This is a genomic window from Elusimicrobiota bacterium (assembly GCA_026388155.1).
Taxonomy (GTDB): Bacteria; Elusimicrobiota; Elusimicrobia; order Elusimicrobiales; family UBA9959; genus UBA9634.
Genome location: JAPLKI010000022.1, coordinates 411,798 through 428,011, shown reverse-complemented (window position 1 = coordinate 428,011; position 16,214 = coordinate 411,798). Strand labels below are relative to the sequence as shown.

Sequence of the window (16,214 nt, the reverse complement as noted above, 5' to 3'; positions counted from 1 at the left end):
GCCTGAAATGAAAAGGGGTTCAGAATTAAACCCCTTGACTCCACTGCCGCTTGTTCAAACCCGAATTGCAATTCTATGGGCAGGTTGCGCTAGCTTGACAGTTTCCAAGGCAACAGTTCGGCGTGCCGCCCGAGCAGGCGGTACCTGCGGCGCAAGTACCGCAGGTACCGCCTGAGCAGTTGCCGCTAAATAAACAGGGGGTAGTAGCGTTGTAACATGTGTTCTGCGTGCCGGTCGGGCAGACGACCGAAAAGCTGCAGGTCGCGGAGCAGCCGCTGCCGGCCGAGCAGGTGCCGGGGTGATTGCCTCTGTGTGTCCCGTCTACACAGCAGGCGTTCTGATCGCACCCTAACGAGCCCGAGCAGGCGTTTGCGGTGCAGCCAGTGCGCACATTGGTAGCGTCCGCGCACTGCGTCAGACAATTCGTGTTAATGTTGCAGGTTCCGCCGCCGCAGGTCGTGGTGGAATTGCCGGAGCAGGCGCAGGCGGAACCCTGCGCGCAGCCATCGCAGGCGCCGCCTGAGCAGTTGCCGCCATATGAGCAGGGGTGGGTTGCATTATAACACGCGCCCTGTGTGCCGGTCGGACAGGCCGCCGGACTGCTGCAGGTACCGGAGCAGCCGCTGCCGGACGAACAGGTGCCGGGGTATACTCCTGAGTGCGTGCCGTCAACACAGCAGGCGGCCGTGCTGCATGCGGATGAGCCCGAGCAGGCGTTGGCGGTGCAGCCCGTGCGCACCGCGGTCCCGCTTGCGCACTGCGTCAGACAATTCGTGTTATTATTGCAGGTTCCGCCGCCGCAGGTTCTGGTAAAACTGCCGGAACATGTGTTGCATCCCGGCTGCGGGCCGGCAAGATTGCTGCAGCCGTTAGCCCCATCGGCATAGCGGCAGACCGGACAACAGCCGCTGGCCGCGCCTATCGCGTCAACCGCGTTGCGCAACTGGGTGATATGCGAAGCGCTGACGAGCGTGGAGCCGGCGGTGATGGCGCCCCAGCCTGGAGCCGCCGGAACCACGCCGGAACACCAGCCATTGAATGCCGTATTAATATCATCCAGCTTGTCGCGCAGGTTATCAAAATGAATCTTGCGGATGCGTGTGGTGCCGGCTGTGATGGTGGCGTCGTCGCCATTTTCATTCCAGGCCGCCGCGGAAAAACCATAGTCTGTGCGCTTGTTATTAACCGCCGTGCGCAGCTCATCAATATGAACCTTGCGGATATTGACGCCGGCGCTGATAACATCCGTCCAGCCGTAAACCATCCCCGGCAAGGACATCAAAACCCATACCAGTATGCGCACGATGGACGCGTGAAAACCTTTTCGGCATTGATCGGTTAAATTTCCCATTTTACGCTTCTTTACTGCTGTTTAACTCCGCTTATCATGCTTTTCCAGTCCGCTTCGTTCCAGCCGAAGGGCCCGTACCGGTTTTCCCAAAGGAACGCGGGACCGTCTTTAATTTCAAGCTCGCGGATTAAAGACGCATCCTGCCTGAGCAGTTCAAGGCCCTCGCCCGACGCTATACACTTTGTTATGGTTTCCGATTTTTCAATACATGACGAAGCCCGCATGGTATCATCCAGGTTCTGATTGCGGCAGTTCAGATACGTGAAAAAATTATCTATTGAGGCATGCTGAAAAATGCATATCTGCCGGATATCTTCGTCGATCTCCAAGTCGCCTTTATCCGCGGTCAAAGAGGCTGGGTGACCGGCTTTATCGCCTCTCCGGGGGACGCCGGCCGCTTTTCCTGAAGCCGGACCGGGCGAGGCGGGCGCCTCAGTCGCGGCGGCCACCGCCTGCGTAATGTAATGAAAGCTGAAGGTCAGATCGGAGGCTTTTGTTTCAGTCAGAAATTTTAAAAATTCCGCCTCGGCTGCCGTCGTCACAGGGGAAAGACTTTTGACAAATACATCTATCTGCCCCGGGGCTCGTTTGCGCCTTAACTGAACGCTGGGAGTATAATTTCCCTGCCCAGGCAATATCAAATAATTATCATGCGATTTTGCATAGGAAACTTTCAGGAGATTCTGAAAATTGGGGTCATGTTCCACCTTTTTATCCAGCACGTAAAGCGGCAAAACCCGGGCGTCATATTGTTTTATCAGTCCCTCGCCCTCTTTGGAACCGGCGTCTATTATCCGGATGTTGACGCCGGGGTGGATCTGTTTAATCGTTTCCGCCAATGTCGCGCCGCAGAATTTACAGCCCGTCTCAACTACGGCCAGCGCGTCAAACTCGACAGGGTTGTCGCCGCAGCCTCCGCCGGATCCCGTCGTCTCGGGAGGCATATTTTCCGCTTTTGAGCAGGCAGCAGGCAGCCGTAAAATGCCTTTGCCTTTCAGGGCATCGCAAATAGCCAGTGTGATGGAACGCAAACTGCGGCTTCCGTTATAGGCAATTGAATCCACGTAAATCGTGGGGGAAGCGCCGGCTTTGCGTTCTATTGAAAATTCCAGGCTTTTTGAAAGCAAAGCCGCGCCTTCAGCCCCGCCGGAACAGTTTTGAACGGCTGAAGACGAAATCCCCGCCAGCGAGGCGGCTTTCTGCCAGTCGGAGTCATTAATACTTTTGTTCCTTTCCAGAATGAAAACCATGAATTTTTCCGGGAAGTGTTCCATTACGCATAGCTGACGCAAATCCTCATCCACTTCTTTTTGCCCGTGCATGCTGCGGAATTCCGGAGTTCCGCCCGCGGCGGGAGTGGATTTATCGGCGATGAAAAACAGCCGGAGATCGGTAAAATCCTTTAAGCTCGCGACCGCGGGAAATATGCCGTTTTCAGCCTGTACGCCGTATGGGCACATGCTCATTACATGCAGGTCAAGCGCGACTTTTTCCGGCTTGGCCGTATGCGCGGCAACGATGCGGCTTGCCGGAAAAAATATCAGAGCCAGGAAAATCGTTGACCTTTTCATATCATTTAAAATATATCACAATGGATTCCCGGTTTAAGGCGCATACACAGCGTAATATCCGGCCGGGCTTGTAGCCGTGTAGCTTACTTTCAACGTCCCGCATTGCGCGGTTCCCGACGCGTTTATACCCAGGGCGACATCCGGCAGCGTACAATCGGTCGGGTCCGCGGCCAGGGCGGTGGCTTTTCCGACTGTGACATTGGAAGGCAGCACATAGCGCAGGAAATTATCGCTGCTCCATTCGCCGACTAAATATTGGGGCGTGGTGGCGTTGCCGGCATCGGCAGTCATATTGAAGTAATTGTTATAGAGATAGCCAGCAGCAGTACGAACCGGAATAGTATTACCCACAATCGGCAGAATCTGGTTACTGGCATGGAAATTATCCACGGTATCCGCGTTGCCGCTGATGCTGCCGATGAAATTGGTGGCGGTAATAGTATGGCCGGAGAAATCTCCGTTGGCGTCGCGCCGCACTACAGTGTTGACGGTGGCGGCTTCGGTGGACTGCACCCAGCCCGGAGTTGCGGCGCCGTTGGCCTGCAGAAGATAATTGGCCGTGCCGGCTCCAAGGGCGCTCATAACGCCGGCGGCGGAAAAATAAGGGACCGCGCCTATAGCCCCGGCGCTCAGGTTCGCGCCGGTTCCGCCGTAAAGGCTTGAAAGCGGGCTTGCCAGTTGAAGAACGCCCGCGGCCGTGAAAGTGGATTTGGCCGCTCCCTGTCCGAACTGCGCGTTGCCTTCCACATCAAGTTTCGCTCCCGGATTCGCCGTCCCGACGCCGATATTGCCGGCAAAATAATTATTGCCGCTTCCGCTTGAAATCAGCACGCCCGTTTGGGAGATGTTGCCCGAAACCGTCAGTTTTTGATCCGGAGATGTTGTCCCCAGGCCCATCTTGCCGGCAAAATAATTATTGCCGCTTCCGCTTGAAATTATCATACCCGTCTGGGAAATGTTGCCTGAGACTGTCAGTTGCTGGTCGGGAGAAATCGCTCCGATGCCCGCGCTGCCGCTTATTATTATTCCATTTGACGGCGGCGCGTTTACTCCGGCATAACCGCCGATCGATAATCCGCCGGCCACATCCAATTTCCCTTTTGGCGCCGCAGTGCCTATGCCCGTATTGCCTTCTATTATGGCTCCTGACGCCGGCGCAGCCATAATCCCGTAAGCCGCCCCCACCGCCATATTGCCGAGAACCCCGAGTTTGCTGTTAGGCCCCGTAGTGCCTATGCCCAGGCTGCCGGCAAAATAATTATTGCCGCTTCCGCTTGAAATCAGCACGCCCGTTTGGGAGATGTTCCCCGCGACCGTCAGTCTTTGGTCCGGAGAGACTGTCCCGATGCCTGTCATAGCCGCGGGGGCGGTGGAAAGCTGTACATTGCCCGCGACAATCAGAGCGGCAAAATAGGTCAGCGTGGTCGAGCGCTGTACCAGGCCGCCGTCAAGGATCAAATCTCCGCCCACTAAAAGGTTTGTACCGGCAAGGTATGAGGAGATTCCCTGCGGACTGCCGATAACCAGCGCCCCCCCTCTGACGTTTAATTTCCCAGTGGGGTTCAGCGTTCCCACGCCCACATTGCCGCCGCTGTTTATTATCATGCCGTCGACATTGCCGGATTTCAATATAACGCTGCCGCCGTGGTTATCGGCGTTGGCCTGAACAAGCGCGTCATTGTTGGTTGATATGCCCGAAGCCGAGCCCAGGTTTGCGGTGGTCATTTTGGAGCCGTCGGAAAATATCAGGCCGTAAAGCTGCCCCGGCGAAGAGGTACCGGATATTCTGAGATTGCCCTCCACCGTTAATTTGTTGTTCGGATCCATTATCGAGGTTCCTATGCCCACATTGCCCATATAAGAACTTACGAATACGGCGGGCGTGGTGTTATAACCGGTGGAAATCCACACCACATTGTTCTGCATGCGCCAATACACGTCGTCAACCAGCATTTTTGTCTGTCCGCCGCCGCCGCCCACGGTCAGCGCAAGCGCTTTAGGATAGGCAAGCTGGGTTTCCAAACCGGCAATTTGCGCCGCGCCGCGGTAAAAATAGAATTTTGCGTCGGCGTTGCCGCCGCCCACCAGATAAGCCAGCGAATTGTCGTTGCTGAATATGGAGTTGCTGTCGCCTATCTGCAAATATCTTGAGCCGGTAAAATTAAAATTCGCCGCGCCTACTCCCACGCGGCTGCTGGTTATAATATCGTCCGAAGCCACAACCTGCTTCTTGAAAGTGTTCTGACCGTAGAAGATATTATCAGGGCTTAAATAGGCCGGATCCCCCTTTACGGAACCTATTGCGCCAGTCACGGTAAGACTGCCGTAAACAACGGTGGAAGAGAGAAAAACCTGGCTGCCAAGGCCTGAATTGGCGGTGAAATTACCATTTACCGCGACATCGCCTGCAAAAGCCGCCGTGGCCGCTATAATACCGTAATCGGCGCGCACATTGCCGTGCACATGCAGTTTTTCCCTGGGGGAGTCCGTACCTATGCCGACATTGTAAGAGTTGTTCTGTTGCAGCAGCAGGTGCGTGGCGTTCGCCGCGCGTATTTCATTGGGAGAGGAGGTCCAGCCGCTGTAAGCCCCGGCGGAAACGGCGCTTGCAAGCAGCCCGGTGTTAGTATGTATATCGCCGCTCACGTCAAGTTTATATCCCGGCGCCGCCGTCCCTATGCCGACATTCCCGTTCGAATGAACGCGCATGCGCTCCGCCCCGCCGGACCAAAGGGCTATAACATCGTTACTTTCGCCAAGTGAAATATACTCGGAATTATTGCCGGTTATGCGGCCGTTCGCCACAAACAGGTTCCCCTGGATGTTAACTACTCCGAGGTGTGTGTTGTAAATACCGGCGTCGCCAAGATACAGGCTGCCGTTCACATCCAGCGTTCCCATAGGGCTTGGAGTCCCGATACCCATCTTTCCATCGTTGGTAATGCGGGCGAGTTCTAGAGTCGGGGTGTTGAAGATGACATCCCCGGGGGAGACGTTGGCGGCCTTTATCACCACAAAATCGTCAGAGGCGATTCCATTGGCCGAGCCAATATTGGCTGCTGTCATAAAGGAGCCGCCCGGGAAGCTGATGCCGTTACCCGAGCCAAGCAATTTAATATTGCCGTTTACTGTAAGCTTACTGGGGGGCGTGTCGGTAATACCTATCCCGACATTGGAGTTTGAAGTAGTGGCCAGCAGCACCTGGTAGGCTGCCGTAAAAGTTGAAACGCCAAGGCTGGATCCGTCTTCAAGTTTCTTCGCCACTATTGCGTACGACACGCTGTTCAGCGGTTCGCGGGGTGTAAGAGTCTCGCTTTCCACCTCCACCTCAAGATAAAGGGTTCCGGCGCCGGCAAAAGTCCCCCAGGGAGGCGTGATGTTCGTGCTGAAAATACCCTGCACCGCGGTAGCCTCTACCTCCGGCTTCTCAGGAGTTGCGCTGGTCCAGAGCGGCGTTCCGCCTGTCAAAACGTTATAAATTTTAAAGATCAGGTGTATATTGCCGCTTACTGGGGCGTTGTCCCGCTCAAGGCGGCCCTGGTAGTTTATGGAGCCGGGCACGGCCCCCGGGCTTATTTCCCCCGCCGGCGCATAAGAAACCAAAGCGGCCGCCATGAAAATCGCCATCGTCAGACATTTTTTCATATAAAATCTCCCGAACACCGCTACCTTATCAGAACCAGTTTTCCGCTCTTTGACGAACCTTCCCCTTTTACAAGGTAAAGATAAAGCCCGCTTGCCACGGTGGAACCGTTATCGTTTTTAAGTTCCCGCCAGACAACGCTGTCTGTATTATCACTCTTTTTCAGGCGTTTCACTAACTCGCCAGAGAGGGTATAAATATCAACTTCGGCCCTGAGCGTGAGACGTGTGAAAGTGACTGAAGTGCAGTTATTCCTGATGTTGCAGGGGTTGGGATAAACATGCGCGGCAGACACATCCGCCTGCGCAGGCCTCCAGGAGTTTACCGCCCCCCAGCTTACGGTATAGCGCCCGCCGGAAAGCGGGGTTTCGGCGCCCATCTGGCCTGTGCTCCCTAAAAGAGAATAGCCTCCCCCTGTTTTAGCGACGCTATTGCCCACCGTCGCCTGCTCGCTTATCAGGATGCGGAAAGAGTTTGACCTCATTAAAGCCCCTGTCAACCCGTAGAAAAATAATACGGCCGCGAAAAGAATGACCCGGTAAAATGGCCCCGCGTATTTATGCATATTATATTGATAGCTGAAATCATGTTACATATCAATGTTTATTACGTTACAGGTTTGTTCCCCCCCGGTTTTTTAGCAGGGCTTGTCAGCCATTTTTTGTGATTCCTTAGGCTGTTTTGGCTGCCCGATACACAGCCCGGCGGCCAGTCCAACAGCCTTTCTTGCTGCACCTATCCACCTGAACAGTCGCTAAATGATATAATTTTTAATTGATAATGGAAATACTTACGGAGACCCCGAAAATCCTGGTTATCAGGATGTCGTCTTTGGGCGACATCATACTGACGGCGCCTGTGCTGCGCAATCTTAAAGACAGATGGCCGGAGGCCCGCATAGATCTGCTGGTAAAACACCAGTTCGCCGCCGCGGCCTCCAACAGCGTTTTTCTTTCGGGGGCGGTGGAATTCCGGGGGCTCTTTAAAACAGCCCGGACGCTCAACTCAGCCGGTTACGATCTTATAATTGACCTCCACGCCACCCTTCGCAGCCGCCTGCTTTCCACCCTGATAAGGGCGCCGTTAAAAATCCGCTACCGCAAAGATTCATTGGCCCGCAGGCTGTTCGTAAATTTCAGAGTGCCAAGCCCTGCGCTTGAAAAGCACACCCTTGAGCGTTACCTGGAAACGCTTGGCCGCCTTGGCGTGCCCGTAAAATATACCGGGCCGCTCCTTGGAGACTGGAGTATCGCGCAAACCGCCGGCTTCCGGTCCATAGTCCCCCACCCGCCTTTGGCAGGTGTGAGTGTCTCACCAGTAAAGTTTTGCGTTTTTCAAAGCGCTTTTTTGGGCGACTGCGTGCTGACTCTGCCCCTTTTAAAAAAGCTCAAAGAAATAAGGCCGGACGCATCCATTACCGTCCTGACAAGGCCCGAAACCGCCGGGCTTTTTTCGGCTTCCGGCCTTTGCGCGGAGGTGATCACGGACAACAAAAAAACAGCCCCCTCCGCCGCCGGTGAATTTCTTCGCCTGGTGAGTGAGCTGAAAAGCAGAAAGTTTGAAGCCGCCATCATTCCACACCGCTCTCTCAGAACCGCTTTGCTCGCCCGCGCGGCCGGCATACCGCTTCGCTCCGGTTTTTCCACAAGCGCGGGAAGCTTTCTCTTCACGCATAAAGCGCCTTTTTCCTGGCTTCTGCACGACGCGGAACGCAATCTTACACTTTTAGCGCCGCTCGCGTGCGGGCCTTCCCCCGTGTCCCCGGCCCCGCAGTCCGGCCGCCCCGCAGCCTGGCCAGGCGGCGGAGTGGCCGCCGCGGCCGGAACTATTGAGAAGTTTGCCCCCGGCGAGAAAATTCTGATCGGCCTGAACGCGGGTTCGGCCTGGTTTACCAAGCGCTGGCCGAAAGAGTGCTGGGCAGCGCTTATCAGAAAACTGGCTTTTACGCACCGCTCGCGGATATTGCTGGTGGGCGGTCCGGGTGAAGCCGTCTGGAACAGTGAAATAGCCGGGATGGCCGGAGACGAAAACTGTCTTAACCTTACCGGAAAAACCGGCATCGGAGAACTTATGGGCCTGATAGCCGGGCTTAAGCTTTTTATCACCAACGATTCCGGACCAATGCATATAGCGGCGGCGCTTGGCGTGCCGGTGGCCGCGGTCTTCGGCCCCACTACCAGAGAACTTGGCTTTTTTCCCCACGGAGAAAAAACGGAAGTAATTGAAACACCGCTTAAATGCCGACCCTGCGCCCTGCACGGCTCAAAAAAATGCCCGCGCGGGCATTTTTTGTGCATGCGGCTCATAACGGCGGACAAGGTATTTGAGGCGGCCGAAAGGCTGTATGAAGCATGACGCCAGTGCTGAAGCGCTAGAAGTTCTGAAGCGCTGAAGTTACAGAATAGCTGGAAGAGTTGAAGTTTAGCAGACTTCAGAGCTTCAGGTCTTCAGAGCTCTAGATTTTAAACTTTAATTCAAGGGACCGGTGAGCTATGGAAATCCTGATAATTTCAGTTTTATTCCTGACTGCGGCCTATCTGAGCGGCCGTTGGGCCTGGTGGCGGAAAAAAACACCAGGCTTGCCCGTGCTGTGCTATCATAAAATCGGTACGCCTCCGCCCGGATCAAAGTTAAAAGAGCTTTGGGTAACGCCCGCTAAATTCCGGCGCCAGGTGAAACACCTGCTTGATAACGACTACAAAACCCTGCTCTTCTCAGAGCTTCTTGCGGCTTGTAAAGGCACGGCCCCCCTTCCTAAAAAAGCCGTGGTCATTACTTTTGACGACGGCTACGAGAACAACTATACCCAGGCCTGGCCCATACTTCGTGAACTGGGAGCGAAAGGGAATATCTTCGTGGTTTTCAATACCATCGGCAAGGCCAATACCTGGCATGATCCGGCCTCGGAACCATGGATAAACATGGCCACAGCCGAAATGCTGCTTGAAATGAAAAAAAGCGGAGTGATGGAATTGGGCTCCCACACCATGAACCACCCGCATCTTGGAGCGCTTGAGCCGGAAGACGCCGCCTGGGAAATGAGGGAATCAAAAAAACAGCTGGAAGTTTTGCTCGGCGGGGAAATATGTGCTTTCGCCTACCCATACGGAGACGGCGCCTATTCTCCTGCCGTGCGCGCACAGGCGCTGTCTGCCGGTTACAGCCTCGATTTCAGCTTTACGCAGGGCAAAACCTTCTGGCCATGGGACAGACAAAAAGGTCCGCTGGACAGGCTCTTTATACAGGGCGATGAAAACAACGTCGACCTGGCGCTGCATCTTTCCCGCGGAGCGTCAAGACTTTTTTAATCGTCGCGTTTTACGCGATGATTAAAAAAGTGCCATAAGCCGTATGTTTTAGGCCATAAGCTATAAGGGAACTCCTTAAAAAGCATACGGCATACGGCTTAAAGCGTATGGCAGCCTTTCAGCATATGGTTTACGGCTTATGGCAAACAAACAGTTTAGATAACGTTATGGACTTTATTCCTAAAAAAATCCTTCTGATACAGCTCCGCCAGATAGGAGACGTGCTTCTGACCACGCCGGCGGCGCAGGTTTTAAAGGATAATTTTCCGGAGGCAAAGCTTGATTTTCTCACCCAAGCCCCCTGCCACGAGGCATTATCCGGCAATCCTTTCATAGACGAAGTGCTGGTCTACCGTAAGGAAAGCCCCGTAAAATGGATGCTGGAAGTGCGGAAAAGGAAATACGATCTGGTCATAGATTTCATGTCAAATCCGCGCTCGGCTCTTATATGTTTTACCAGCGGCGCGCCGCTCAGGGCGGGGCCGGCATACACGTCATCCGCCTGGGCATACAGTTTAAAGCTCACAAAAAGTCCCCTTGACCATCCGTATAACCCGTTCTTCAAAATAGACAGTCTCAGACATTTGGGGCTTAAAAATATTTTTTACCCCTATCCCAAAATTTACATTCCAGAAACAGAAAAAGAAGCGGCAGAAGTCAGCCTTAAGAAAGCCGGTTTCGGCGGCGCCGGGACGCTTATCGGCATGGCCCCGGCTTCGCGCAGGATAACCAGGCAATGGCCGCGAGAACATTATGCCGCGCTGGCCGCGCTGGCGGCAGCGCGGTTAAAAGCGGAAGTCGTAATATTCTGGGGCCCCGGAGAAGAGGAGTTGGCACACCGTATAGCCGCCGCTGCCGGAAGTCCCCTGGTAAAGCCTGCGCCGCGCACTCCCACGCTGATGAGCCTCGCTGCCATGCTTTCAAAGACCGCTGTCCTGGTTTCCAACTGCAACGGCGTCAAGCATATCGCGCAGGCAGCGGGCGTGCCGACGCTTGGCATATACGGGTCAAGCCGGCCGGAAAGCTGGACGCCGCCGAACGATCCGATTCACCGCGTAGCGCGCGATCACTCCCTTCCCTGCGCGCCCTGCGGCAGCAACGAATGTCAACAGGAAACAATAAAATGTCTCAGCGGTCTGAAACCGGAGATGGTATTTGAAGAATTAATGTCTATGCCGGGACTGGCAAAAATACAATGAACTTTAAAAAAATACGCGCCGATCTTAAAAGCCGCCGGGGCGGCCCCCTCCTGTTAAAAATCCTCTCCCGCGTTTACGGCGGCATTATTAACGCCAGGAAAGCGCTTTACGCCTGCGGATTTTTTAAAACCCATTCCCTTGCCGCGCCGGTTGTTTGTTTCGGTAATATCTCCACCGGAGGCACCGGTAAGACCTCGACAGTATCCGCGGCCGCTCTTGAACTTAAAAGATCCGGTAAAAAACCGGCCATCCTGCTGCGCGGCTATAAACGTCAGGCGCCCTCCAAAAAGCTGACGGAGCTGGCGGGCCCCGGCCCGTTTAATCCCGCCGAGGCCGGCGATGAGGCCTTTATGCTGTACAATCTGGTTTCATCCGCCGATATTCCGGTAATGGTTTGCGCCGACCGCTTTAAAGCGGGAACTGCCGCCATAAACAACTACGGCTGCGACATTTTACTTATGGACGACGGCCTGCAGCATTTGGCCATGCGCCGGGACCTGGACATAGTATTGATAAACGCCACCGCTCCTTTCCATAAAGATTTCCTGCTGCCTTTCGGGGATCTGCGCGAAAATGCCATGGCGCTTAAAAGAGCCGGAGCGGTTATAATATCCCACTGTGAACACGCCACGCGCGGCGCTCTGGAAGAGCTTTCAGCGGAAATTAAAAAGATCAATCCCGGCGCCGCTCTTATAGAGAGCGCCCATCAGCCGGCTTTATTCATAAACGCTTTCACTAACGAAACCCTGGCGCCAAAGGCGTTCGCGGGCAAAAAAGCCGTGGCGCTTTCCGGCATAGGAGACCCCGAATCTTTCGAGAGCACGCTTAAAAATTTAAAAATCACCGTCAGTCAGACCTGGCGCTATCCCGACCACCACCATTTTACGCGTGAAGAGCTGATGTCGCTTGAAAACACCCGCGGCGGCGAGAGCATTATCACGACCTACAAAGATTTTTCCCGTTTCCCCCCCGATTGGAGGGAACTGCTTACCGGCGGGGTGTATCTGCTCTCGGTAAAAATAATTTTTATGCGCGACGGCTACCGTTCGCTTATGAACGCCGTCAATTCTGTTTTCAAGGAAAAAGACCGGTGAAAACCTGGCCGATTTTAAATAAAACCACTCCAAAACCCGCGGCTTTTATTGACCGCGACGGAACGCTCACACGCGATCGGGCCGGCATATATGTCACGGAAACCGCCGGTCTTAAACTTTACGTCCGTGCCGCGCGCGCTTTGCGGCTTTTGGCGGACAAAGGGTACCGCCTGATCGTGCTTACAAACCAGTCCGGCGTGGCCAGAGGATACATGAGCCTTGAATGCGCCAAGGCGATAAACCTTAGGCTGAAAAAACTGCTTAAGGAGAAAGGCGCGCGCCTTGACGCAGTATATTTCTGTCCGCACGGACCGGATGCCGGATGTTCCTGCCGCAAGCCGCGCACGGGCCTCGTAAGAGAGGCGCTGAAGGATTTCAGGACCGACCTGAAAGCTTCCATAGTAATAGGCGACAAAGCAAGCGACATGCAGATGGCAAAAAAATCCGGTATCACGCCTTTATTTGTCACCACCGGGCAGGGCCGCGGCCAGCTAAAAAAACACCCGGCGGCGTTAAAGGGCGTTTCCGTTTTCCGGGATATATTGTCGGCGGCGCGCAGCGCCCCGGACCGGATAGAGCCAAAAAATGCAAGGTGTAAAAGACAAAACATAATATAAAAACGAGAAAAACATGAAAAAACGCATCCTTATTTCACAAATCATAACCCTGGCGGTTATCGCATTGGCCAAACCCGACAGTCCGAAACTGTTTGCCGCTGGCTTTATATTAATGCTTTTAGGCCAAATAGTACGCGTACTCTCAAGCGCGGCCATAGTAAAATCCAGCACCCTTACCGTCTCAGGGCCCTACGCTGCGGTCAGGAACCCCCTCTACCTCGGCACCGCGCTGATGACACTTGGGATGCTGTTAATGCTTTCAAGCCCAAGGCACACATTCCGCACAGCCGCCATCTGGTGCGTCACACTTGCGTCATATTCCTGGATATATTCAAAGCAGATAAAGCATGAAGAAGAATTTTTATCCTCCACTTATGGTCCGCAGTTTGACGAATATAAAAAAAATGTACCCTCGCTCGTGCCGCGCCCGGCGGATATGAAATCCTTCTTTGATCTTTCCGCCTACTCACTCGATGTTTTCAGAAAAAACAAGGAATGGCGGGGCCTTTCCGCCGGATTTGCCCTGGCCGCCTTTATTTTCTGCAGAATAAAATATGGCTTTTAAAAAAATCTCTTATCCTTCAGCGCTTTCTCTCATCTGCCTGTTATTGGCGGCTTTGAGCGCGGATGGAGAAACTGTGCCGCTGATTTCCACCGGACCTGTGCCGCTGGTCTCCACCAGTCCTGTGCCGCCGGTCTCCGCCGGCCCTGTGGCGTTGCCGGGTGGCAAACTTTTGCGGCATCCCTACCAGGATTTGGAAGCCGTGCAGATTTTTACACCATCGGCTTCCCGCATCTTCCCAACGGTTGAGGGTAAATCCACCCAGACTTGGGCGGGGTTCCCCTTGCTCGGGGAAACGCTTGAATACGATATTTCCTGGGGCCTTATGACGGTTGGACACGCCTGGCTTAAGGTAGATAAACTTGTAATGATAGACGGAAAGCCGGTCTATCACATCACTTCCAGGTCGAAGTCCGCCGCCTTTATTAATAACTTCTTCCGTGTGGACGATATAAATGAGGCCTGGCTTGACCCGGAAACACTTAAATCTTTCGGCTATTATAAAAAAATCCAGGAGGGCGGCTACTTTTACAACGAATGGGTGCTTTTTGACACGCCGTCAAAAATTTTCAGGGGTGAGAGGATGAATAGAAAAAGGGAAATTACCAAGTTTGACGGCCCCCTTGAGGGACCGGTAAATGACGTGCTTTCCGCCATGTACGCGGTGCGCGTCATGGAGCTCAAAACCGGCTCAGCCCTGGAAATAAAAGTAAACACCAGGCGGAACTGGGCCATGACAGTTAAAGTCCTGCGCGCTGAAAAAGCCAAAACGGATTACGGCAAATTCAAGTGTTATGTGGTGGAACCCAGGGTGGGAGACGAGGGGATATTTGTTCCCAAAAAGGGCAAGCGCATGTTCGTGTGGCTCACTGACGATAACCTGCGCCTTCCGCTAATACTTAAAGCCGAAATCTTTATAGGTTCCGTAACCGCCAAACTGGTAAAAAGAACTGTGGACCAGCCAGAGCTGAAGCGCTGAAATCTGAAATTAACCGAATTGGCAAGGAATGCCTGATTCAGATTTCCATAACTTCAGCGCTTCAGCGCTATTTAGTATAATCTTGTTATGGATAGTGCGACTTACGACAGGATAGCCGCCCTGGTAAAAAATTTCAGCGGCCGGAAAATTACCGTCCTTGGCGATTTAATGCTGGACCGCTACGTAAAGGGCACGGTCAGACGCATCTCGCCTGAAGCCCCGGTGCCTATAGTGAAAGTGGCTGAAGAGTTTACCGTCTGCGGCGGCGCCGGGAACGTGGCCATAAACCTGGCAAAACTCGGAGCCAAAACCTCCATCATCTCTGTAACCGGAAAAGATTCAGCCGCTAAAAAGCTGTCACATGAGCTTAAAACGGCCTGCGTGGACGCTTCAGGCCTTATCGCCACAGATGAAGAGGCGACCATAGAAAAGACCCGCGTGATAGCCGAGCATCAGCAGGTAGTCCGTTTTGACCGCGATCCGCTAAAACCCCTTTCCCCCGGCCTTGAAAAACGCGCCCTCCATACCCTGGAACGGCAGTTAAAGAACGGAGCCGAAGCGGTTATATTTTCCGATTACGGGAAAGGCCTGCTCTGCCCGGCCGTAATAATCCGCGCTATACGCCTTTGCCGGGCGCGCCGGGTGCCGATTTTCGTGGACCCGAAAGTTGAGCATTTCAGACTATATAAAAAAGTTGCCTGTATAACCCCTAACACCATGGAAGCCTTCGGGGGCATGGGCCTGCCCCAGAAAGACGGAACGCCGGAAGTGGAAGCTCTGGGCAGAAAAATAATTTCAGAACTGCGCTGCCGCTCGCTTCTTATCACCAGGGGAGAACACGGAATGACGCTTTTTACGGCGCCCGGAGCCAGGCCCCGCGCGCTGCACATCCCCACTAAAGCCAGAGAAGTTTTTGACGTAACCGGAGCGGGTGACACCGTAATCTCGCTTTTTGCCCTGGCCTGGTCCGCGGGCGCGTCTCCCGAAGACGCGGCAATTACCGCTAATTTTGGAGCCGGCGTAGTGGTCGCCAAGCTCGGCACGGCCTCCGTATCAAAAGAAGAACTGCTTGAAAGCATGAGATCATGGATAAAAACTGCCTAATTGTAATACCTGCCAGATACAACTCGCAGCGTTTTCCGGGCAAGGTGCTGGCAAAAATCGCCGGGAAGCCCGTTCTTCAATGGTGCTATGAAGCGGCCGCGCGCGCGGGTCTTGGCGAGATCCTGATAGCTACCGAGGACTATCGCGTTATGGCGTTCGCCAAGTCCATAGGCGCGAAAGCGGTTCTTACCAGCTCGCGCTGCCAGTCCGGGACTGACCGGGTTTTTGAAGCGGCCGGGAAAACAAAAAAGAGCTTTATTATAAATTTCCAGGGCGACGAGCCTTTTATGCGCGCGGAAACCCTTGTTAAAGCTTTCAGGCAGCTTGCGCGCGCCCGCGACTGCTCCATAGGCACCGCCTGCGCCCGCATACGGGATGCCGCCGATATAAAAAATCCGAACTGCGTCAAGATCGCCATGAACTCAAAAGGCCGGGCATTATATTTCTCACGCGCCCCCATACCTTTCCATCACCCTCTTTCTGAACTCAAAAACTATCCTTTTTACAAACACTGCGGCTTTTACATCTACCGCAGGCGATCTCTGGCGCGCTTTGTCAAACTGCCGGCGAGCCCTCTTGAAAAACTTGAAAGGCTAGAGCAACTGCGGGCCCTTGAGAACGGCATGGGAATAACAGTGGCCGAAGTGCGGGAGCTCGGCCCCGCCATAGACACGCCCGCGGACCTTAAAGCGGCTGAAAAGTATTTGCGGCGCCAGTCACAAGTATAGTTAGTTGCACGTTACCAGTCACAGGTGAAGAATGAAAGTTCGCTTGAGACTTGCGACT

13 protein-coding genes are annotated in these 16,214 nt (G+C 54.1%); 9 read left to right on the top strand and 4 right to left on the bottom strand.

From position 1 onward, the window contains the following. Nucleotides 1-73 precede the first annotated feature (73 nt). Genes NTX59_11825 through NTX59_11810 form a run of 4 tightly spaced genes read right to left on the bottom strand, consistent with a single transcriptional unit; the run spans nt 74 to nt 7,049 of the window. Nucleotides 74-1,351 carry a hypothetical protein gene (locus tag NTX59_11825; protein MCX5786366.1) on the bottom strand — a complete coding sequence of 426 codons (1,278 nt, stop codon included), beginning with the start codon at nt 1,349-1,351 and terminating at the stop codon, nt 74-76. Nucleotides 1,352-1,362: 11 nt separating this feature from the next. Then, nucleotides 1,363-2,922: a hypothetical protein gene (locus NTX59_11820; protein ID MCX5786365.1), complete on the bottom strand. Its 1,560-nt coding sequence runs from the start codon at nt 2,920-2,922 to the stop codon at nt 1,363-1,365. 33 nt (nt 2,923-2,955) lie between these two features. Then, nucleotides 2,956-6,567, bottom strand: coding sequence for a hypothetical protein (locus NTX59_11815; protein MCX5786364.1), 3,612 nt, complete (start codon nt 6,565-6,567; stop codon nt 2,956-2,958). A gap of 20 nt (nt 6,568-6,587) precedes the next feature. After that, nucleotides 6,588-7,049: a T9SS type A sorting domain-containing protein gene (locus NTX59_11810; GenBank protein ID MCX5786363.1), complete on the bottom strand. Its 462-nt coding sequence runs from the start codon at nt 7,047-7,049 to the stop codon at nt 6,588-6,590. A 296-nt stretch (nt 7,050-7,345) separates the two neighbouring features. On the opposite strand from NTX59_11810, the gene NTX59_11805 reads away from it, so the two are divergent. The 9 genes from NTX59_11805 (at nt 7,346) to kdsB (ending at nt 16,156) form a co-directional block, all read left to right on the top strand. Beyond that, nucleotides 7,346-8,920 carry a hypothetical protein gene (locus NTX59_11805; GenBank protein ID MCX5786362.1) on the top strand — a complete coding sequence of 525 codons (1,575 nt, stop codon included), beginning with the start codon at nt 7,346-7,348 and terminating at the stop codon, nt 8,918-8,920. A gap of 137 nt (nt 8,921-9,057) precedes the next feature. Beyond that, a complete protein-coding gene (locus NTX59_11800) occupies nt 9,058-9,873 on the top strand; it encodes a polysaccharide deacetylase family protein (GenBank protein MCX5786361.1) in 816 nt (271 codons plus the stop codon). Nucleotides 9,874-10,040: 167 nt separating this feature from the next. Continuing rightward, nucleotides 10,041-11,072: a glycosyltransferase family 9 protein gene (locus tag NTX59_11795; GenBank protein ID MCX5786360.1), complete on the top strand. Its 1,032-nt coding sequence runs from the start codon at nt 10,041-10,043 to the stop codon at nt 11,070-11,072. After that, nucleotides 11,069-12,166 carry a tetraacyldisaccharide 4'-kinase gene (gene lpxK / locus NTX59_11790; protein MCX5786359.1) on the top strand — a complete coding sequence of 366 codons (1,098 nt, stop codon included), beginning with the start codon at nt 11,069-11,071 and terminating at the stop codon, nt 12,164-12,166. Before NTX59_11795 ends, lpxK begins: the two co-directional genes overlap by 4 nt. Then, entirely contained in the window at nt 12,163-12,783 is a 621-nt protein-coding gene (locus NTX59_11785; protein MCX5786358.1) for an HAD-IIIA family hydrolase, read from the top strand. Before lpxK ends, NTX59_11785 begins: the two co-directional genes overlap by 4 nt. A 13-nt stretch (nt 12,784-12,796) precedes the next feature. Continuing rightward, nucleotides 12,797-13,348, top strand: a complete 552-nt coding sequence (locus tag NTX59_11780; protein MCX5786357.1) for a hypothetical protein — start codon at nt 12,797-12,799, stop codon at nt 13,346-13,348. Beyond that, nucleotides 13,338-14,324, top strand: a complete 987-nt coding sequence (locus tag NTX59_11775) for a DUF3108 domain-containing protein (GenBank protein ID MCX5786356.1) — start codon at nt 13,338-13,340, stop codon at nt 14,322-14,324. The genes NTX59_11780 and NTX59_11775 overlap by 11 nt, the downstream gene beginning before the upstream one ends. An 87-nt stretch (nt 14,325-14,411) precedes the next feature. Continuing rightward, nucleotides 14,412-15,428 carry a D-glycero-beta-D-manno-heptose-7-phosphate kinase gene (gene rfaE1, locus NTX59_11770; GenBank protein MCX5786355.1) on the top strand — a complete coding sequence of 339 codons (1,017 nt, stop codon included), beginning with the start codon at nt 14,412-14,414 and terminating at the stop codon, nt 15,426-15,428. Continuing rightward, on the top strand, nt 15,410-16,156 hold the full coding sequence (kdsB, locus tag NTX59_11765) for a 3-deoxy-manno-octulosonate cytidylyltransferase (protein MCX5786354.1): 747 nt from the start codon (nt 15,410-15,412) through the stop codon (nt 16,154-16,156). Before rfaE1 ends, kdsB begins: the two co-directional genes overlap by 19 nt. The last annotated feature ends 58 nt before the right edge of the window (nt 16,157-16,214 follow it).

Excerpts from the sequence above, each read along its gene's own strand:
- NTX59_11825 (MCX5786366.1), bottom strand. The coding sequence starts at position 1,351 with ATGGGAAATTTAACCGATCAATGCCGAAAAGGTTTTCACGCGTCCATC.
- NTX59_11820 (MCX5786365.1), bottom strand. The coding sequence starts at position 2,922 with ATGAAAAGGTCAACGATTTTCCTGGCTCTGATATTTTTTCCGGCAAGC.
- NTX59_11815 (MCX5786364.1), bottom strand. The coding sequence starts at position 6,567 with ATGAAAAAATGTCTGACGATGGCGATTTTCATGGCGGCCGCTTTGGTT.
- NTX59_11810 (MCX5786363.1), bottom strand. The coding sequence starts at position 7,049 with ATGAGGTCAAACTCTTTCCGCATCCTGATAAGCGAGCAGGCGACGGTG.
- NTX59_11805 (MCX5786362.1), top strand. The coding sequence starts at position 7,346 with ATGGAAATACTTACGGAGACCCCGAAAATCCTGGTTATCAGGATGTCG.
- NTX59_11800 (MCX5786361.1), top strand. The coding sequence starts at position 9,058 with ATGGAAATCCTGATAATTTCAGTTTTATTCCTGACTGCGGCCTATCTG.
- NTX59_11795 (MCX5786360.1), top strand. The coding sequence starts at position 10,041 with ATGGACTTTATTCCTAAAAAAATCCTTCTGATACAGCTCCGCCAGATA.
- lpxK (MCX5786359.1), top strand. The coding sequence starts at position 11,069 with ATGAACTTTAAAAAAATACGCGCCGATCTTAAAAGCCGCCGGGGCGGC.
- NTX59_11780 (MCX5786357.1), top strand. The coding sequence starts at position 12,797 with ATGAAAAAACGCATCCTTATTTCACAAATCATAACCCTGGCGGTTATC.
- NTX59_11775 (MCX5786356.1), top strand. The coding sequence starts at position 13,338 with ATGGCTTTTAAAAAAATCTCTTATCCTTCAGCGCTTTCTCTCATCTGC.
- rfaE1 (MCX5786355.1), top strand. The coding sequence starts at position 14,412 with ATGGATAGTGCGACTTACGACAGGATAGCCGCCCTGGTAAAAAATTTC.
- kdsB (MCX5786354.1), top strand. The coding sequence starts at position 15,410 with ATGGATAAAAACTGCCTAATTGTAATACCTGCCAGATACAACTCGCAG.